Here is an 18087-nt window from a genome sequence, read left to right as displayed (position 1 = left end):
GCTCGGGGCGGGAGTTGACGTGGTGCTCAGAGCGTGACGCGGGTGCGTCCGGCCGGGACGTTCCGGCCCCGGGCCCTGCCGCCCGCGGGGAACACCTCGACGCGGGCCGGGCCGTCGGCGTTGATGTCGAACGCGGCGCCGCTCTTGGTCAGCACGAAGCCGCGGACCGCCACGCGGGCGCCGGTCGCCCGGAAGACGGTCCTGCCGTCGCGCGCGAGCGTGGTGCGGTGCGGACCCGCGGAGACCGCGTACGTGTGTCCGCGCAGCTCCACGTTGGCGAGGGTGTTGGTGCCCGGCAGGGACAGCGAGCCGAACATGAGGGCTGAGGGGTCGCCGTCCCACGGGTTGTCGGAGAGCAGCTCGTGCAGGCCCTGCGCCGGCATCGCGTTGGACCACGAGTAGGTGCGCCAGGCGGTGTCCACGGCGGAGTCCATGACGGACTGGCCGGGCTCCGGGTCGAAGGACTCGGGGAACCAGTTCTCCTTGTCCCACGCGTCGAGGTACATGGCGGTGGAGCGGGCGGCGAACTGTCCGGCAACGTTGTCATAGCCGTAGCGTTTGATCCCGTCGTACACGGTGAAGTTCATCGGCGGCCAGCACGCGCCCTTCCACTGCTCGGGCGCGGTGTCCTCGCCGTAGCGGTCGAAGAACTTGAAGTGTTCGGACTCCGGGTGCACCGGGCCGCCGGAGCAGTACGTGGGGTCGTTGCGGGCGACGGAGGGGATCACGTAGTCGCCCCAGAACTCCTCGGGGTTCAGCAGGTGGTCCTCGATGAGGGTGCGGGCCCGGTCCTCGGTGGCGATGCCCGCGAACAGCGGGTAGAAGACGGTCGGTGTGACGACCTCGTTCCAGGTGCCGTCGAGGTACCGGCTGAGGTACAGGCCCTTCTCGGCGTGCCACAGCCGCTCGTTGAGCAGTCGCTTGACGCTCGCGTGCCGCTCGGCGAACCGGGTGGAGTCCGTGTTCTTGCCCAGCACTCGGGCCATCTTCGCGAGTGTCTCGGCGAACTGCGCGTAGTACGAGTTGAGGGCCACGTCGGTGAGGTCGGTGTTGTCGCGCTTGTCGCCGCTGCCGCCCTGCTTGGGTACGCGGTGGTAATCGGCGTATATGGGGCTGTCGTCGAGGCCGAGGTGGTTGCCGCGGCCGCCGATCCGGTCACCGAAGTACGGGGTCTCCAGCAGGCCGTCCTTGTCGGTGTCCCACTCGGGCAGGAGGTCGTAGAAGGTGACCAGGTGCGGGTACGCCTTCTCCAGGACGGTGCGGTCGCCGAACTTGGTGTACAGGCGCCACACGGCGTACGCGTGCATCGGGCCGGAGTGCTGCTGGTCGTAGCGCGGGCCGGTGAGGGGGACCTGGTTGGGCGGGGCCGGCGCGTCGAAGATGTCGGTCTCGTGCTGGAGCGCGAGCGGACGGCTGACGAGGGCGGCCTCGACGGCGTCGAACGCTGAGTCCCAGCCGGTGAACAGGCCGCCACCGCCGCCCCAGCCCCACAGCACGAAGTTGCGCTGGTGGTCGCGGTCGTAATTGGTGTTCAGGGACAGGGCGTTGCGCACGGCGTCCGCCGCGCGGCCCACGGGACCCGAGCCGGTCAGTCCGTCGTCGGTCACGTGCGAGGCGGCGGCCGTCAGCGCCCGCTCGACCTCGTGCGCCTCCGGGGCGTCCAAGTCCTGCGGTCCGTCTCCCACTTGGGCGGCGAAGGTGACGGTCTGCCCCTTGGTGAGGTGGTACACTAGCGCGCCCATCGTCGTCCCCTGCGTGGCGCTGCCGCCCGTGGCGACCGTCGTCAGGTCCGCGAGCGAGGCGTAACAACCGGCCGTGTCCGCGGGTTCGGTGGGGGACAGGCGGATGTGGCCGGTGCGGTGCGTGTCGAGGACGCCGGGCGCGCTGCCCGTGAGGTCGTGCCCTTCGAGCGCGAAGGTGGCCGACTCGCCCCAGGGCGTGCCCAGTTCGAGGACGATGGTGGTGTCGTCGTCGAGGGCGGTGACGGCGCCGATCAGCCCGCCGCCGTCGGCGGTGCGCGCGTACCGCACACGTATCTCACGCCTGTCGCGCTGGGTCTGCTCGTACTTCGCCTCCAACTGCGGGAGTTTCGCGGTCGCGTCGGTGACCGCGCTCGCCTCCCACTGGTCGGGGTGCGCGATCACCTCGCGCAGGGCGTCGAGGTGTGCGGGCATGACCGTACGGTCGTCCGTGCTCACGCGCACCTGCTGGAACGCGCCGTCCGGAGCCATCGGGCCGATGCGCCACAGGTAGTTGGTCAGCTTCTCGCGCAGCAGTTTGCCCTGCGCGGTGAGCAGCCCGACGCGCAGCGCGAACCGGGCCTCGCCCTCGCCGACGAACAGGGCGCCGGTCCAGTCCTGGTCCTTGGCGCCGGGCATGGCGAACGGGCGGTGCAGGGTGGGGTACGGGAGCGGGTCCGGGGTGGTGGCGGTGTGCGGCGCCGCGGCGGCGGAGGCGGGGGCCGCGGCAAGAGAAACGGCCGGAGCGCCGAGTGAGGCGGCTCCGACCGTGGCGAGGAAGTGACGTCTGGGCATCCGGGGGTGCGGCATGAAGAGGTGGCCTTTCCGTACGGGGCGGGTGCGGTGCGGTATGCCGGATGGTTCGGTATTTCGAACGTGGCTCGACATGTCGGCCATGCCTAGGCGGACGCTAAGAAGCGCACGCCGTAGGTGTCAAGACACGGTGACGAACTCGCGCAGCTCGTCGGCGAGTTGCGGGAACTCGTCCAGTACCTCGCGCGTCGCGAACTCGTGGTCCGTGTAGTCGAAGCCCGGGGTGACGACCTCCGCCACCAGGCCATGGCGGGCGTCGCCCAGGAGGCGTGAGGCCTTCCAGTGGCCGCCCGGCACCAGCAGGAAGCGCTCGTCGTCCGGGCCGAGGGTGGTGCGCCGCAGGGAGCCGGTCGGGTCCACGGTCACGTACTCCAGGGGGCCGCCGTCGATCAGGAAATGCAGGATGTCGCTGCGGTTGCGGTGCAGCAGGCCGCTGGGCTGCCGCTCGTCGAGAAGGTAGTAGATCGACGACGCCGAGGGGCGGGGGCCGTGCGGCGTCGACAGTTCGTGGGGGCTCGTGTAGACGCGGCGGAAGTAGCCGCCCTCGCCGTGCGGCTCCAGGTCGAGCTCGGACCGCCAGTCGCGCATGGTGCCTCCTCGGGGGAATCATGATGGGGTGGTCAAGGGTAGGCGGACGCGTGACGGCGTGCGTACCGTGCGCGGTCGCCCGCACACCCGCCGTGACCTGCAACTGCGTGGTGAATGCCGGGAGTTGACATGAAAGACTGCGGGCAGGTCACACGCATCGGCCCGACCGCTCAGCGACGTTGGAGAGTCCTCATGACGGCATCCGCTCCCCGGCCCCGTATCGACACCAGCCAGGCACACCCCGCACGGGTCTACGACTGGCTGCTCGGCGGGAAGGACAACTACCCCGTCGACGAGGCCGTCGGTGCGCAACTTCCGCCAGAGGCGCGGGACGCGGCGCGGCAGAACCGGGAGTTCATGCACCGGGCCGTCGCCTGGCTCGCGGGCCAGGGCATCGACCAGTACCTGGACATCGGCACCGGCATCCCGACCGCGCCGAACCTGCACCAGATCGTGCAGCGGGTCGTCCCGGCGGCCAAGGTCGTCTACACCGACAACGACCCGATCGTGCTGCGGCACGCGCAGGCGCTGCTCGTCAGCAGCCCCGAGGGGGCCACCGACTACATCGAGGGCGATGTCCGCGAACCGTCCGCCATCCTCGAACACGCCCGCACCGTCCTGGACTTCGACCGGCCCATCGCCCTGTCGCTGATCGCGCTGATGCACTTCATCCCGGACGACGAGGAGGCGTACGGCATCGTCTCCCGGCTCGTGTCCGAGCTGCCGCCCGGCAGCCACCTGGTGCTGTCCAACGCTTCTAGCGACATCTTCCCCGACCTCGTCGAGAAGGTCGTGGCGCAGTACACGAAGGCCGGTATCCAGCTGGGCTTCCGTACGCACGACGGGGTGGCGCGCTTCTTCAAGGGACTCGACCTCGTGGAGCCTGGCCTGGTGACCGCCACCGAATGGTTCCGCGACTCGCCCGCCCCCGCACCTGAGCCGTCCGGCATTTACGCGGGCGTCGCCCGGGTCTCCTGAGTCACGCGGACGGCGGCGCGCCGTTGAGCCGCGCCGACAGCTGGTGCGCCGCCGCGACCACCGCATCCGCCACCTGCGGCAGCGCGTCCGGCGGCAGCCGGAACACCGGCGCCGACACATTGACGGCCGCCACCACGTCGCCCCGGTGATCGTGCACCGGGACGGCGACCGCGGTCAGGCCCGGCTCCATCTCCTCCGCGGCCACCGCGAAGCCCCGCGCCCGCTCCGCCCGCAGCCGCTCCAGGACCGCCGGAACGTCGCGGGGCGCCGCGTCCGTACCGGGCAGCGGCGCCCCGTTCTCGGTCGTCAGGAGCGCCGCCACCTGGTCGTCGGGCAGCCCGAACAGCAGCGCGCGGCCCGCGGACGTGCAGTTCAGCGGCGAGGTGCGGCCGATCCACTCGTGCGCCTGGAGGCCGCGCGACGTGCGCTCCGTGAGCACCGTCACCACACCGTGCCCGGACAGCACCGTCAGATACGCGGGTTCTCCGACGCGGTGCACCAGGTCCCGCAGTACCGGCGGCGCCTCCCCGTACAGCCGCTCCTCGCCCGCAGACGAGGCCAGCGCGAGCAGCTGCCAGCCGACGCGATAGCGCAGCGTGCGCGGATACCGCTCCAGGAACCCCTCCTGCGCCAGGACCTTCAGGGTCCGGGACACCTGCGACTTCTCCCGGCCCACCGCCAGGGCCACTTCCTGCACGCCCATCGGGCCCTGCGCGAGAGCGCGCAGCACGTCCAGCGCGCGGTGCACGCTGCTCAGGTTCTCCGCTGCCATGACCCAAGACTGCCACAGCGGCGTGCGTATACAGCAACTCGCATTGTTCCATTCGCACGGACCGCCCTATGGTCGATCCACATGTGCGGAATCGCAGCCATACACAGCCATCACTCACACATCGACACCGCGTGCGCCGACGCGGCGGCGGAGGGCATGCTCGACCGGCTCGCCCACCGCGGACCCGACGACAGCGGGACCCGTACGGTCGGCGGCCACACCTGGCTCGGCCACCGCCGCCTCTCCATCGTCGACCTCGACGGCGGACACCAGCCCCTCGGCGGCACCAACGGCGACGACGACTGGTCGCTCGTGTGCAACGGCGAGATCTACAACCACGACACACTCCGCGAGGAGATCCCTGCCGAGGCCTTCGGCTCCTCGTCCGACTCGGCGGCGGCGCTCGCCGTGCTGCGCACGGACGGGCCCGAGGGGCTGCTCCGCCTGCGCGGCATGTGGGCGCTGTGCGCGGCCACGCCCGGCGGCCGGTTCGTCGCCGCCCGCGACGCCATCGGCGTCAAGCCCCTGTACTGGGCGCGCACCGCCACCGCCGTGCACTTCGCCTCCGAACTGCGCGCGTTCGACCCCGACGTACAGCCGAACGCCGAGATCTTCCCGCCCGGCTGCTGGTGGACGCCCGAGGACGGCCTGCGCCGATTCGCCGAGCCGGTCCCCGAAGTGGCGGACGCGTGGGACGGCGTGCCCGAGCAGGTCGTCGAGAAGGCCACCTTCGAGGCCGTCGCCGACTCCGTCCGCCGGCATCTGATGGCGGACGTCGAGGTCGGTGTGTTCCTCTCCGGCGGGCTCGACTCCAGCCTCGTCGCCGCGGTCGCCGCCGACGAGTACGCCCGCCAGGGCCGCCGCCTCAAGACCTTCGCCGTCGGCACGGAGGACTCCCCGGACCTGCTCGCCGCGCGGGACGCCGCCGCGTTCCTTGGCACCGAGCACCACGAGGCGGTGCTCGACGCCGAGGCCGCGGCGCGGGTGCTCGACGAGGTGGTCGGGTGCGTGGAGTCCTTCGACGCCAGCCTCATCCGCAGCGCCGTCCCGAACTGGTTCCTGTCCGAACTCGCCTCCCGGCACGTCAAGGCGGTCCTCACCGGCGAGGGCGCGGACGAACTCTTCGCCGGCTACGGCTACTACCACGAGCGGCACGCCGCCCCGGACGAGCTGGACGCCGAACTGCGCCGCACCATAGGCGCGTTGCACGGCCTCAACCTCCAGCGCTGCGACCGCGTCACCATGGCCCACGGCCTGGAGGCACGCGTCCCGTTCCTCGACCGCGACGTCATCGCGCACGGTATGTCACTGCCCGCGCCGCTCAAGGCACTTGAGGACGACGGCATGGAGAAGGGACACCTGCGCCGCGCCTTCGCGGGCTGGCTGCCGGAACACCTGCTGTGGCGCCGCAAGGAGCAGTTCGGCACGGGCAGCGGTGCGGAGAGCGTCCTGAGCCCGCTGTGGGACAGCCGCATCTCGGACGCGGAGTTCGCGGCGGCGACGGCCGAGGACGCGGCGCCCGAGCTGCGCAGCAAGGAGGAGCTCGGCTACTACCGGACGTTCCGGGCCGCGCTGCCGGGCGTCCGCCCGGAGGCCGTGCTCACGCGGTTCGCGACGGCGTAGCCGCTACGTGAGCTGGGAGCGGGCCGCGGCCACCGCCTGCTCGGCGTAGCCGCGGCCGAACAGCACCGTGTGCACCAGGAGCGGGAAGAGCTGGTGCAGCGGGACGCGGTCGCGCCAGCCGTCGGCGAGCGGCGCGGCCCGCTGGTAGCCCTCCAGGATCCGGTCCAGGTGCGGCGCGCCGAACAGGTGCAGCATCGCCAGATCGGTCTCGCGGTGCCCGCCGTGCGCGGCCGGGTCGATGAGCCGGGCCGCGCCGTCGGCGCCCCACAGCAGATTCCCGTTCCACAGGTCGCCGTGCAGTCGGGCGGGAGGCTCCGCGGGGCCCGCGAGTTCGGGCAGCCGCTCGCAGACCCGCTCGATCGGCTCCGCCTCGGCGGGGGAGAGGGTGCCGGCGTCCACGGCGGTGCGCAGGTACGGCAGCACCCGGTGGGTGGCGTACCAGCGGGGCCAGTCGTCGCCCGGCACATTGCGCATGGGGGCGAGCCCGATGTACGCGTCCGTGGGTCCGTCGGGCGGCGCCGCGCCGAACGCCGAGGCCCCGGCGCCGTGCAGCCGCGCGAGCCCCTCGCCGAACCGCTCCGCGGCGTCCCCGTCCGGCCGCCCCTCCGTGACCCGGTCGACGACCAGGCACCGCTCGTCGTGGCCGTGCACCGTGGGCACCGCCACCGCGCCGACCGCCGCGAGCCACCGGAGCCCGGCCGCCTCCGCGCGCACCGCGCCCGGGTCGTCGGCGCTCTTCACCATCACCACGCGGCCGTCGTCGAGGGTGACCTCGGCGAGGTGGGACGAGAGGCGGCGCTGGGCGGTGGCCGGACGGCCGGTGAAGCGGGTCGCGGCGGCTGCGAGTGCTGACATGTTCCTCAGCGTAGGACGACCGCGGGACCGTTGACGTGGTGCGTCGCGCGCTGATCTGCTGCGTCGATCAACGCATGACCCGAACCGCATCACCGTACGGAACGAGGCGAACGCGGATGAGCAGCAGGGCAGTTGCCCCCGTCCTGGTCGTGCAGAACACGAAGAGCGGCGGCCCCGGCCGGGTCGGCGACTGGCTGCGCGAGGCGGGCCTGAGCCTTGAGGTGCTGCGTCCGTACGAGGGTGAGGCGCTGCCCGAGACGCTCGATGGCAGGCCGCTGCTGATCCTGGGCGGTGGGTTCCTGCCGGACGACGACGAACGCGCGCCCTGGCTGCCCGCCACCCGCCCCCTCGCCGCGCAGGCGCTCGACGGTTCCACCCCCGTCCTCGGCATCTGCCTCGGCGGTCAGCTGCTCGCGCACGTCGCGGGCGGCCGTGTGCGGGGCGACCACGGACGGCCCGAGTACGGCAGTACGCGGATACGGCTGCGGCCCGAGGCCGCCGATGACCCGCTGCTGCACGGGCTCGGCGCGACGGTCCCGGCGATCGAGCGGCACGTCGACCAGATCACCGAACTGCCGCCGGGCGCCGCCTGGCTGGCGTCCACCGAGGCCTGCCCGCACCAGGCGTTCCGGGTGGGGGAGCGGGCCTGGGGCGTCCAGTTTCACCCGGAGGCGGAGGCCGCGCGGATCGCCGGATGGGCCCCAGAGGCGCTGGCCCGGCAGGGCTTCGACCGGGACCGGCTGCACACCGCGGCGGTCGCCGAGGAACGAGCGGCGGTCGCGGCGTGGTCGGAGGTCACGCGGAGGTTCGCTCGGGTGTGCGCGGCGACACCTTGACCGGTTGTACGACGGGCGCGGACGGGGTGGTCCGGCGCCGGCCCCACGACGCGACGACACTCGTGAGCACGCCCGCGAGCAGCCCCCAGAACGCGGACCCGATGCCCAGAAGCGTCACCCCGGACGCTGTCGCGAGGAAGGTGACCACGGCCGCCTCCCTGGACCGGGGATCCGACAGCGCCCCGGCCAGGGCGGACTCGATCGTGGCGAGCATGCCCACCCCGGCGACCGCGAGGACCAGCGCGTGCGGCATCGCGCCGAGCAGCGACGCCACGGTCGCGCCGAGCAGACCGACACACAGGTAGAAGACACCCGCCCACACGGCCGCGAGATAGCGCCGCTTCCGGTCGGGATGCGCCTCCTCCCCGGTGCAGATCGCGGCGGTCAGCGCCGCGAGGTTCAGCCCGAACGCCCCGAACGGCGCGAGCACCACCTGCGCGACACCGGTCCACGTCAGGACGGGCGAGATCGGCACCTCGTACCCGGACGTGCGCAGCACGGCGACACCCGGCAGATTCTGCGAGGCCATCGTGACCACGAACAGCGGCACACCTACGCTGACGAGTACCTTCCAGTCGAACTCGGGAGCCGTGAACACCGGCTGCGCGAGCGACAGTTGGACCCGCTCCAGATGCCAGCCACCGATGAGGACGGAGGCCACGACGCCACCGGCGAGCGCGACCACCACGGCGTAGCGCGGCAGCAGCCGGCGGGCGAGCAGATACAGCGCGAACACCGGGAACGCGATCCCGAAGTGCCCGCCCATCTGCGAGAAGAGCCCCGTCCCGAAGTGCAGCAGCACACCGGCGAGCAGCGCGGAGGCGAGCGGCACCGGGATCCGGTCCATGAGCCGCGCGAACCACCCCGTCAGGCCGCTCACCACGGTCAGCACGGCACTGAACACGAACGCGCCCACGGCCTTCTCCATGGATACCCCGCTCAGACTCGTGGCGAGGAGCGCGGCGCCCGGAGTCGACCAAGAGGTGAGCACGGGCGCCTTGTTGCGCAGCGACAGGCCCACGGTGGTGACCGCGATGCCGACGCCGAGCGCCAGCATCCACGACGACACCTCCCGCGCGTCCGCCCCGGCGGTCCGCGCCGCGGTGAACACGATGGCGGCCGCGCTGGTCACACCGACGGTGGTGGCGATGAGCCCCGCCGCCACCGCCGAGGGTGGTGCGAGGGCGCGTATGCGGGCGAGCGAGGACATGCGGATGTCACTTCCGAAGGCAGAGGAGGGTACGGGAGGGCAGGGGACGGCAGGGGGTAGGGGAGGGCAGGATGACGTGAGCGTGCGAAGCGTTCCATTAACAGAACGTTCTGTTTGTGGAACACTAAGGACGAGGGTGGCGACACGTCAACACGCGCCGACGGGTGCGGGAGGGGGCCGGTGATGGGGCTCGGTGACGAAGTGGGGCGCAGGCTGAAGCGGCTGCGCGAGGACAGCGGCCTGTCCCTGTCCGAACTCGCGCGCCGCTCCGGAGTCGGCAAGGGCACGCTCTCCGAACTCGAGACGGGCCGCCGCAACCCCACCCTCGAAACCCTCTACGCCCTGACCACCGCGCTCGGCCGGCCGCTGAGCGCCGTCCTCGACGACCCGCCGCCCGGCGTGGGCGCGGGCGCGGCCGGTGTGTCCGGGAGTGCGGTCACCGCGGTGCTGATCGAGCGGTACGAGGACGCGGACGCGGCCACCGACGTCTTCCGCGTCACCATCGCCGAGGGTGCGACCCAGGAGTCCGCGGCGCACGTCCCGCGCACCACGGAGAGCCTGATGGTGCTCTCCGGGACGGCCGTCGTCGGCCCGCCGGACGCGCCCACGACCGCCGGGCCCGGCGGTCACGCCCACTGGGCGGCGGACGCCCCGCACGTCTACGGCGCGCCGGACGGCGAGGTCCAGGGGATCCTCTTCGTCCGCTACCCGAAGGGCGACTGATGGGGCACGGAGTGCGTCAGGCGGCGTGCGGCGCCTGCGACGGTGCGGTGCCCCGCAGGTCCGAGACGTCGATCGAGTCGTCCGCGGACGGTGTCTTCTTCGGAACCGGCTTGCCGTAGTCCGTCAGCGTCATCGACAGGGACTCGGCGGAGCCCTTCTCGGTGGCGCGCACCAGCCGGTGCGGCTCGTCGGCGGTGACGTAGAGGGTGATGCGGTCCTTGCTGTTGCCGGAGGTCAGCGGTACGACCTCGGTGCCCGCGACCTTCTTCTGGTCGCCCTTCGTGAGCTCGTCCTTGGTGGCACGGTCCGAGCCGTCCTTCAGGCGCCCGCGGAACGAGTCGAGGTCGCAGGTGCCGGACAGCCCTTCGAGCAGGGGGTCGTCGGTGGTGCCGTGCACATACCGGTCGCCGATCAGTTCGGCCGCCAACTCGCCGCTGCGACCCGGTAGTTGCGTCTTCCAGAACGTGGCGTCCGGCTTGAGCCACACCTCGTCGCCGCGCTTCACGAGGTCGACGCGGCCACCCTCGGCTCCGCCGGTGCCCATGCGCAGCTCGCCGTTGCAGTTCCCCTTCTCATCGAGGCGCAGATCGACCAGCGCGGGGGTGCGGGTGTCACGGTCGTCCGCGCTGTTCCTCATCGTCAGATGCACGGACTTCGCGTCCAGGAGTTCCTTCTTCGCCGCCTCGGCCAGCTCCTGCGCGCTCTGGTCCTTGGCGTCGCCGTCGTCGGCCACGGCGGGTCCCGCGGACAGCAGGCTCGCGCACACGAACACCGCGGCGACAGGCATCCGCGCGGCCCGGTGCAGCCGGGTCGGTGTCGGTCCGGCCATGACGTCACCTCGCCTTCCCGGACGCACCGTACGCCCGGAACACCCATAAATTGTACGTTCTGTGGTGTTCCTGCGTCGCGCGAGCGAGGGCGGGACCGAGCGGACGCCGGCGGGGCCGGTGGGCCCTCAGCCGTCCTTGCCGCACACACGCAGCCCCACCGGTGTCCCGCACGGAAGATGACCGTGGGTGGCGACGACCCCCTTGCCCGTGCCGTTGTCGACGGCGTAGGCGAGGAAGCTGGACGCCAGGGAGTCGGCCGGCGGGCGGCCGTACGTGTACGCGTACTCGATCTCGCGGTACGGATAGCCGCCCGCGTCGAGCCGGTCCGGGTCCGGGGTGTGGCCGTCGAGGGTGAGGCGGTGCAGGCCCTTCGGCGCGTCCGGCGGCGACGCGGCGCGCAGCTCGCTGTAGCCGAGGGCGCCCGGGGTGTGGGCCACGGTGTCGAGGACCTGCTCCGTGGAGTCCAGCTCGCAGCGCAGCACGCGGGCGGCGGCGCGGGCCGTGCGGTTGACGCAGTCGTCCGATGAGGCGGGCGGCTCGTCGGCGCCCGCGAGCACCCGCGCCGTGAGCGCGGACCGGGTGCCCGAGCCGGAGGTGCGGCTGACCAGGACGACCGGTAGATCGGGGCCGCCCAGCTGGGACCAGTTGCGGATCTCGCCCCGGTAGACGCGCCGCACATCGGCCCCGGACAGGTTCGTCAGGCGGACGTCGTCGTGCGCGACGAGCGTGAACAGGGACACCGCTATGCGGCTCTCGCTGAGCCGGCTGTAGCTGGCTGGGCGCGGCCCGTCGGAGAACGCGATGCGGCCCGCCGTGCTGCCCGACTCCTCGCCGGACAGGGCGAGTTCACGCACCCCGGTCCGGCTGCCGCGCGCCGCGACCGTGATCCGCGGCTCGTCCCCGCAATGAGCGCGGTACTTCTCCGCCAGCTCCTTCATCACCGGGGCGAACGCCGTGGACCCGGTCAGCCGCAGCGTGCCCGACTCGCAGTCGTCCGGCAGCGGCGCCGGCATGAGCAGCGGCAGGGTCGCCGCCGCGATCAGCGCGACGCCGAGGGTGACCGTGGTCCAGCGGGCCCGGCGACTGAAGACCGGCGGCTTCTCGTCCGGTGTGAGGCTGTGGTTCTCGTGCAGCTTGCCGTCCTTGATGTCACCGGTGACGGAGACCTTGTCCCCTTCCGCGCCGCCCGTGAGCAGCACCAGGATCTTGTAGTACGCGCCCGGCTTCAGAGGGACTTTGGGGATGCGCAGCGTGCTGGGAGCCTCGACGCGCAGACGTGGCCGGTGCTCGAAGTAGCCCATCAGGTTGGCGTGTTCCTCGGGCAGGGTGACGTCCAGCGCCTGAATGCTGCGCCCGGGAAACTCGGCGGTCAGGCCGAACTGCTCCGAAGCGTCGATGTAATCGTCCGTGTCGACGTGCCGCGAGCCGTCGTTCTCGATCCGCAGGAGGACGAGGGTGGCGTCGCGCATCTCGGGCAGATCCGTGAAGAGCCCGAGCCGCGAATCGCCCTCCCCCGCGGGGCCGTGGTGCCCTATGGCGATGTCCATCTGCTTGCGGAACCCGACCCGCCTGCTGCGCCGCGCCCTGCGGTCGGCGGCGAACGGCGTGACGATGGACACCACGCCGATCAGCAAACCCGCGGCGGTGAGGGTGATCTCGAGCCATCCCATGCGGCGACGGTACGGACCCGCCGGACCGGAGGGCGGGCCCGGGCGCCGAGCTTCGCCAACTGTTCGTCGCCCGTTCAACGTCCCCGTCAGGAACGGGCCGTGGACCCGGGCCGGACGACCGTCCCCACACACACGTACCACCGCACCCTCGCCCGACACCGGCCCACCACGTTTATCCACGCCGCAGCGGGCTACGCGCTCCCCGGACGGACGTCGACGAGGCAGCGCTGTCGCACACGGACGGCGCGTGCCGGGACGGATGGGCATGAGCAGCGGATTCACCGGGTCCGACGGCCACGGACAGGACCCCTTCGGCGACTTCTTCTCGGGGTTCCTCGGCGGTGGCCGACGGCAGATCGACATCGGCAGGCTGATGAGCGGGCCCGCCCGCCACCTCGTCGCCACGGCCGCGAACTACGCCACCGAGCGCGGCCGGGGAGACCTCGACACCGGGCACCTGCTGTGGGCTGCGCTCTCCCTCGAACCCACCCGCAGTCTCGTGACGAAGGCCGGCGCCGACCCCGACCGGCTGGCCGGGGAGATCGACCGGCACGCGGGCAGCGGCGAGCCGAACCGCACCCCGCAGTCCCTGTCCGTGACCCCCGCGGTCAAGCGGGCCCTGCTCGACGCACATGTCATCGCGCGGGAGTCGGGCGTCGCCTACATCGGCCCCGACCACATCGTGTTCGCGCTCGCCGCCAACCCCGACTCCGCGGCGGGACACCTCCTCAACCAGGCCCGCTTCACCCCGGAACCGGCGCCGCAGACCCCGCCGCCCGGCGCCGCCGAGCCCCGGCCCGGCAGCCAGCAGGCGAGGACCGCGACCCCCACCCCCAACCTGGACCGCTTCGGCGAGGACCTCACCGACCGGGCCCGCCAGGGCCGCCTCGACCCGGTCATCGGCCGCGACGAGGAGATCGAGCAGACCGTCGAAGTACTCTCGCGCAGGGGCAAGAACAACCCCGTGCTCATCGGCGACGCGGGCGTCGGCAAGACCGCGGTCGTCGAGGGCCTCGCCCAGCGCATCGCCGAGGGCGACGTACCCGAGACGCTCTGCGGGCGCCGCCTCGTCTCGCTCGACCTGTCGGGCGTCGTCGCGGGCACCCGCTACCGCGGCGACTTCGAGGAACGACTCGGCGGCATCATCGACGAGGTGCGCGCCCACCCGGACGAACTCATCGTGTTCATCGACGAGTTGCACACCGTCGTCGGCGCGGGCGCGAGCGGCGGCTCCGAAGGCGGCTCGATGGACGCGGGCAACATGCTCAAACCCGCCCTGGCGCGCGGCGAGTTGCACGTCATCGGCGCCACCACCCTGGAGGAGTACCGGCGGCACATCGAGAAGGACGCCGCGCTCGCCCGCCGCTTCCAGCCGATCCTCGTGCCCGAACCGTCGACGGCCGACGCCGTGGAGATCCTGCGCGGACTGCGCGACCGCTACGAGGCGCACCACCAGATCCGGTACACCGACGAGGCGTTGCTCGCCGCCGTCGACCTCTCCGACCGCTATCTCACCGACCGCTTCCTCCCCGACAAGGCCATCGACCTGATGGACCAGGCGGGCGCCCGCGTCCGCCTCCGCGACCGCACCAAGACCACCGACGTACGCGCCCTTGAACGCCAGGTCGACGACCTCATCCGCGACAAGGACCAGGCCGTGGCCGCCGAACAGTACGAGCGGGCCACCGAACTGCGCGACCGCATCGGCGAGTTGACCGAACGGATCGAGGGGGCCCGTGAACCCGACCCCGGTGACGGACACATCGTCGAGGTGTCCGCCGAGGACATCGCCGAGGTCGTGTCCCGGCAGACCGGCATCCCCGTCAGCAGCCTCACGCAGGAGGAGAAGGAGCGCCTCCTCGGCCTCGAACAACACCTCCACGAGCGGGTCATCGGCCAGGACGAGGCCGTGACCGCCGTCGCCGAGGCCGTGCTGCGCTCCCGCGCCGGGCTCGCCAGCCCCGACCGCCCCATCGGCAGCTTCCTCTTCCTCGGCCCCACCGGCGTCGGGAAGACCGAACTGGCCCGCGCCCTCGCCGAGGCACTCTTCGGCAGCCAGGACCGCATGGTCCGGCTCGACATGAGCGAGTTCCAGGAACGCCACACCGTCTCCCGCCTGGTCGGCGCGCCACCCGGATACGTGGGCCACGAGGAGGCCGGGCAGCTCACGGAAGCCGTGCGCCGCCACCCCTACTCGCTGATCCTGCTCGACGAGGTGGAGAAGGCACACCCGGACGTCTTCAACACGCTGCTCCAGGTCCTCGACGACGGACGCCTCACCGACGCGCAGGGCCGCACGGTGAACTTCACCAACACGGTCATCGTGATGACCAGCAACCTCGGCTCCGAGGCCATCGCCGGACGCGGCACCGCGCTGGGCTTCCGCACGGACGACTCCGCCGACGAGACCGCGCGTCGCGAACAGGTCCTGCGTCCCCTGCGGGAGCACTTCCGTCCCGAGTTCCTCAACCGCGTCGACGAGATCGTCATCTTCCGGCGGCTCAGCACCGAACAGCTGACCCGCATCACGGACCTCCTCCTCGACGAGACCCGGCGCCGCCTGCGCGCCCAGGACATCACCGTCGAGTTCGCCCCCGAAGCCGTCGAATGGCTGGCCCGGCGCGGCCACCAGCCCGAGTACGGGGCGCGCCCGCTGCGCCGCACCATCCAGCGCGAGCTCGACAACCGGCTCTCCCGGATGCTGCTCGACGGCGGGGTCGCGGCGGGCGGCCGGGTCCGCGTCGAGGCGGTCGACGGGGAGCTCACCGTCCGGACCAAGGAGGCGTAACCCCTGGTCGCGTACGACGTTGATGCGCCCGAGGCGCGGGCACAGGGCTCCGCGCACCACGTCGTACGCGACACGTACAAGACACAGGGAGTCACCCGTGCGGGACACCATGCGCGCCGCCTTCAAGAAGACCTTCTCCTCGCTCGCCGCGGCCGTCGCCGCCCTCGGCTGCGTCATCGCCGTGGGCCAGCCGGCCGCCGCCGACGGCAAGTGGTGCAACAACTCCGTGTGCATCGAGACCTACGACAGCGGTACCTACCTGGGCCGCGTCGAGGTGTCCGTCGTGAACACCAACCAGCCGAACCGCATCTCCGCCCGTGTGTGGACCACCGACGGCTGGTCGGCGAACACCAAGGTCGAGGACGTCGACGCGTTCCGCACCTACCGCGACCAGGCCTACCCGCAACGGCACTTCGCCCCCGGCACCCGACTGTGCGCCGAAGGCTTCCGCGGCGGCGCGAGCGTCGGCCTGCCGTGCGTCACGATCACCGAGTGACCCGTCAAGCCCCTCCGGCGCCAGAGCGGTCGGCGCCGGAGGGGCTTGGGGAGCGTAGCCAGCCGAAGAGCACCGCGGAGCACAGCGCAGCGCCCGCGCACCACGTGGAGATGAACTCCCAACGCCACAGCGCCGCGCACACCGCCGCGCCTACCGCTGCGAGGATCCCGAGCAGGACCAGGCCCCGCTCGCCCGACAGCAGCAGCGAGCCGATCGTCGCCAGCAGATAGCCCGCCAGCAGCCACCCGGCGCCCGGCAGCCCGATCGCGTAGCCCATCGTGTGTCCGCGCACCTCGGCGGTCACCGTGCTCGTCGCCAGGACGTACCCGAGCACCCCCGCCGTCACGACGCCCGCAGCCAGCGGCACGAACAGTCGGCGGCGGGCGTGCGGCGTCACCGCGCACCACACGCCCGCCGGCACCCAGACCGGCAGCAGCGGCAGTGCGATCACCGCCCACGCGACGACGGCGGGGCCACTGCCGCCGCCGTCGTTCCAGATGACCGCCTCGATGATCTGGTGCGCCCCGAGGAGCAGCGGGAGCGCCGCGAGCGGCACGGCCCGCGGACGGGTGCGTGCCGCACGCGCGACGCACCCCGCGCCCACGGCGGTGATCGCGCCACCCGCCACCAGATCGGCCGTCGCACTCCAGCACATGCGACCACGCTACGTATCCGGAGGCGGGGTGGCGCGTCGAGGGGCAGGGGCCTACGGCCGGACGTTGTCGCGTGCGGCGGGGTCCGGCTGGATGTTCTGGTTGTTGCGGAACACGTTGTCCGGGTCGAGGGCCGCCTTGACGCGGGCGAGGCGGGCGTAGTTGCCGCGGTAGCTCGCCCGCACCCGCTCCTGCCCCTCGTCCATCATCATGTTCACGTAGGCGCCGCCCGCCGAGTACGGGTGCAGGGCCTCGAAGTAGTCGACCGTCCAGCGCCGCAGCAGATCGGCGTTGGCCGGGTCCGGGTCCACGCCCGCGAACACGCTCGCCCAGCGCGCGTCCCGGTAACTGAACGCCGTGTCGGACGGGCCGACGTCGTGCGCGGCCCCGTCGATCGGGTACAGGTGCATCGTCGACTGCATGGACGGCGTCTGCGGCCCGAACTTGGCGTGCAGCTCCACCGCGTCGTCCGGGATCTCGCGGACGAAGTCGGCCCGCCAGTACCACTGGTCGCCCGCCGGATACAGGCCGTCGAACATGGACTGCATCGTGGGGTGCGGCATCGGCGCGACCGCGTGCAGCAGCGGCGACGGCAGGCCGGTGAGGAGCGGCGCCATGGCCCGCTCGGCCTGCTCCGGGTCCCCGGACGTGTGACACCACACGACCCCACAAACCTTCCGCAGATGCAGCTCCTCGGGGAACGGCGGGGCCGGCGGCACGGACCCGAACAGGAAGAAGCCGTTGACGTCGCGGGGCGCGGAGGGCAGGAACTCGCGGTAGGCGGTGAGGACTTCGGCGCTCTGCTCGGCCGGCCAGAACGTCGGCCCGGCCACCACCGTGCCCACCTCGTGCAGCCGGAACGTGAAGGACGTGACGACACCGAAGTTGCCGCCGCCGCCCCGGATCGCCCAGTACAGGTCCGTGTTGGTGTCGGCGTCCGCGCGCACCGCGGTGCCGTCGGCGAGTACGACCTCCGCCGCGAGGATGTTGTCGACGGTCAGGCCGCAGCTCCGGGTGAGGTGGCCGAGCCCGCCGCCGAGCGCGAGGCCGCCGACCCCGGTGGTGGAGATGATGCCGCTGGGCGTGGCGAGGCCGTGCGCGTGCGTCGCCGTGTCGACCAGGCCCCACGTGGCGCCGCCGCCGACCTTCGCGGTGCGGGCCTTCGCGTCGACCTCGACGGAGTCGATGGGCGCCAGGTCGGCGACCACGCCGCCCTCGCAGGTGCCGAGCCCGGCGCCGTGGTGGCCGCCGCCGCGCACCGCGAGCGGAAGTTCGTGGCGGCGGGCGAAGGCGATCACCTTCGCCACGTCGCCCGCGTCGGCGCAGCGCGCGACGAGCGCGGGACGCCGGTCGATCATCGCGTTGTAGACGGCGCGGGCCTCCTCGAAGCCGGGGTCCGTGGGGCCGGTCAACGTCCCCCGGAATCCGGTCAGTTCGCGGCGTGCGGCCTGTGCGGGTGTGGCGGTCATGCGTTCCCCCGAGTCGAGTGGATGTCGTCCGATCCGTTCTACGG

The 18087-nt window shown here is 72.4% G+C and carries 15 protein-coding genes; 6 read left to right on the top strand and 9 right to left on the bottom strand.

All coding sequences use genetic code 11. From position 1 onward, the window contains the following. Positions 1 to 26 precede the first annotated feature (26 nt). A complete protein-coding gene (locus ACP4E5_RS03110; RefSeq protein WP_425825136.1) occupies positions 27 to 2534 on the bottom strand; it encodes an MGH1-like glycoside hydrolase domain-containing protein in 2508 nt (835 codons plus the stop codon). 138 nt (positions 2535 to 2672) lie between these two features. After that, the gene (locus ACP4E5_RS03105) at positions 2673 to 3140 is read right to left on the bottom strand and encodes a cupin domain-containing protein (protein WP_425825135.1); all 468 of its coding nucleotides are present in this window, start codon (positions 3138 to 3140) and stop codon (positions 2673 to 2675) included. A 192-nt stretch (positions 3141 to 3332) separates the two neighbouring features. Between ACP4E5_RS03105 and ACP4E5_RS03100 the strand changes: the two genes are divergently transcribed. Continuing rightward, positions 3333 to 4118, top strand: coding sequence for an SAM-dependent methyltransferase (locus tag ACP4E5_RS03100; protein WP_425825134.1), 786 nt, complete (start codon positions 3333 to 3335; stop codon positions 4116 to 4118). Between the two features lies 1 nt (position 4119). Here ACP4E5_RS03100 and ACP4E5_RS03095 read toward each other — a convergent pair whose 3' ends face one another. Next, the gene (locus tag ACP4E5_RS03095) at positions 4120 to 4890 is read right to left on the bottom strand and encodes an IclR family transcriptional regulator (RefSeq protein ID WP_425825133.1); all 771 of its coding nucleotides are present in this window, start codon (positions 4888 to 4890) and stop codon (positions 4120 to 4122) included. An 81-nt stretch (positions 4891 to 4971) separates the two neighbouring features. On the opposite strand from ACP4E5_RS03095, the gene asnB reads away from it, so the two are divergent. Further along, positions 4972 to 6513: an asparagine synthase (glutamine-hydrolyzing) gene (gene asnB / locus ACP4E5_RS03090; protein WP_425825132.1), complete on the top strand. Its 1542-nt coding sequence runs from the start codon at positions 4972 to 4974 to the stop codon at positions 6511 to 6513. A gap of 3 nt (positions 6514 to 6516) precedes the next feature. Here asnB and ACP4E5_RS03085 read toward each other — a convergent pair whose 3' ends face one another. Then, complete coding sequence (locus ACP4E5_RS03085) at positions 6517 to 7368, bottom strand: fructosamine kinase family protein (protein WP_425825131.1); 852 nt, start codon at positions 7366 to 7368, stop codon at positions 6517 to 6519. 116 nt (positions 7369 to 7484) lie between these two features. Here ACP4E5_RS03085 and ACP4E5_RS03080 point away from each other — a divergent pair, with 116 nt between their 5' ends. Further along, positions 7485 to 8204 (top strand): type 1 glutamine amidotransferase, encoded by a 720-nt coding sequence (locus tag ACP4E5_RS03080; RefSeq protein ID WP_425825130.1) that lies wholly within the window; start codon positions 7485 to 7487, stop codon positions 8202 to 8204. Here ACP4E5_RS03080 and ACP4E5_RS03075 read toward each other — a convergent pair. Beyond that, complete coding sequence (locus tag ACP4E5_RS03075) at positions 8164 to 9414, bottom strand: benzoate/H(+) symporter BenE family transporter (RefSeq protein WP_425825129.1); 1251 nt, start codon at positions 9412 to 9414, stop codon at positions 8164 to 8166. The two genes, ACP4E5_RS03080 and ACP4E5_RS03075, sit on opposite strands and share 41 nt — an antisense overlap. Positions 9415 to 9597: 183 nt before the next feature. Between ACP4E5_RS03075 and ACP4E5_RS03070 the strand changes: the two genes are divergently transcribed. Then, positions 9598 to 10137 (top strand): helix-turn-helix domain-containing protein, encoded by a 540-nt coding sequence (locus tag ACP4E5_RS03070; RefSeq protein ID WP_425825128.1) that lies wholly within the window; start codon positions 9598 to 9600, stop codon positions 10135 to 10137. 16 nt (positions 10138 to 10153) lie between these two features. On the opposite strand, the gene ACP4E5_RS03065 is transcribed toward ACP4E5_RS03070, so the two are convergent. Both ACP4E5_RS03065 and ACP4E5_RS03060 read right to left on the bottom strand, forming a co-directional pair. After that, positions 10154 to 10966, bottom strand: coding sequence for a hypothetical protein (locus ACP4E5_RS03065; protein ID WP_425825127.1), 813 nt, complete (start codon positions 10964 to 10966; stop codon positions 10154 to 10156). Positions 10967 to 11092: 126 nt separating this feature from the next. Further along, a complete protein-coding gene (locus tag ACP4E5_RS03060) occupies positions 11093 to 12637 on the bottom strand; it encodes a PstS family phosphate ABC transporter substrate-binding protein (RefSeq protein WP_425825126.1) in 1545 nt (514 codons plus the stop codon). 265 nt (positions 12638 to 12902) lie between these two features. Between ACP4E5_RS03060 and ACP4E5_RS03055 the strand changes: the two genes are divergently transcribed. Further along, positions 12903 to 15425, top strand: a complete 2523-nt coding sequence (locus ACP4E5_RS03055; RefSeq protein WP_425825125.1) for an ATP-dependent Clp protease ATP-binding subunit — start codon at positions 12903 to 12905, stop codon at positions 15423 to 15425. Between the two features lie 97 nt (positions 15426 to 15522). Continuing rightward, entirely contained in the window at positions 15523 to 15921 is a 399-nt protein-coding gene (locus ACP4E5_RS03050; protein ID WP_425825124.1) for a hypothetical protein, read from the top strand. 4 nt (positions 15922 to 15925) lie between these two features. Here ACP4E5_RS03050 and ACP4E5_RS03045 read toward each other — a convergent pair whose 3' ends face one another. After that, the gene (locus ACP4E5_RS03045) at positions 15926 to 16576 is read right to left on the bottom strand and encodes a DUF6629 family protein (protein WP_425825123.1); all 651 of its coding nucleotides are present in this window, start codon (positions 16574 to 16576) and stop codon (positions 15926 to 15928) included. Between the two features lie 51 nt (positions 16577 to 16627). Beyond that, positions 16628 to 18043 carry an FAD-binding oxidoreductase gene (locus tag ACP4E5_RS03040; protein ID WP_425825122.1) on the bottom strand — a complete coding sequence of 472 codons (1416 nt, stop codon included), beginning with the start codon at positions 18041 to 18043 and terminating at the stop codon, positions 16628 to 16630. Positions 18044 to 18087: the final 44 nt, after the last annotated feature.

It is taken from the genome of Streptomyces fractus, from assembly GCF_049844455.1.
Taxonomy (GTDB): Bacteria; Actinomycetota; Actinomycetes; order Streptomycetales; family Streptomycetaceae; genus Streptomyces; species Streptomyces fractus.
Note: the sequence above shows the minus strand (reverse complement) of the source record. Positions and strands in the feature narration are given on the sequence as shown.

Coding starts and splice junctions, on each gene's coding strand:
- ACP4E5_RS03095 (WP_425825133.1), bottom strand. CDS start 4,890: ATGGCAGCGGAGAACCTGAGCAGCGTGCACCGCGCGCTGGACGTGCTG.
- ACP4E5_RS03100 (WP_425825134.1), top strand. CDS start 3,333: ATGACGGCATCCGCTCCCCGGCCCCGTATCGACACCAGCCAGGCACAC.
- ACP4E5_RS03105 (WP_425825135.1), bottom strand. CDS start 3,140: ATGCGCGACTGGCGGTCCGAGCTCGACCTGGAGCCGCACGGCGAGGGC.
- ACP4E5_RS03070 (WP_425825128.1), top strand. CDS start 9,598: ATGGGGCTCGGTGACGAAGTGGGGCGCAGGCTGAAGCGGCTGCGCGAG.
- ACP4E5_RS03040 (WP_425825122.1), bottom strand. CDS start 18,043: ATGACCGCCACACCCGCACAGGCCGCACGCCGCGAACTGACCGGATTC.
- ACP4E5_RS03085 (WP_425825131.1), bottom strand. CDS start 7,368: ATGTCAGCACTCGCAGCCGCCGCGACCCGCTTCACCGGCCGTCCGGCC.
- ACP4E5_RS03060 (WP_425825126.1), bottom strand. CDS start 12,637: ATGGGATGGCTCGAGATCACCCTCACCGCCGCGGGTTTGCTGATCGGC.
- ACP4E5_RS03080 (WP_425825130.1), top strand. CDS start 7,485: ATGAGCAGCAGGGCAGTTGCCCCCGTCCTGGTCGTGCAGAACACGAAG.
- asnB (WP_425825132.1), top strand. CDS start 4,972: ATGTGCGGAATCGCAGCCATACACAGCCATCACTCACACATCGACACC.
- ACP4E5_RS03075 (WP_425825129.1), bottom strand. CDS start 9,414: ATGTCCTCGCTCGCCCGCATACGCGCCCTCGCACCACCCTCGGCGGTG.
- ACP4E5_RS03045 (WP_425825123.1), bottom strand. CDS start 16,576: ATGTGCTGGAGTGCGACGGCCGATCTGGTGGCGGGTGGCGCGATCACC.
- ACP4E5_RS03055 (WP_425825125.1), top strand. CDS start 12,903: ATGAGCAGCGGATTCACCGGGTCCGACGGCCACGGACAGGACCCCTTC.
- ACP4E5_RS03065 (WP_425825127.1), bottom strand. CDS start 10,966: ATGGCCGGACCGACACCGACCCGGCTGCACCGGGCCGCGCGGATGCCT.
- ACP4E5_RS03110 (WP_425825136.1), bottom strand. CDS start 2,534: ATGCCCAGACGTCACTTCCTCGCCACGGTCGGAGCCGCCTCACTCGGC.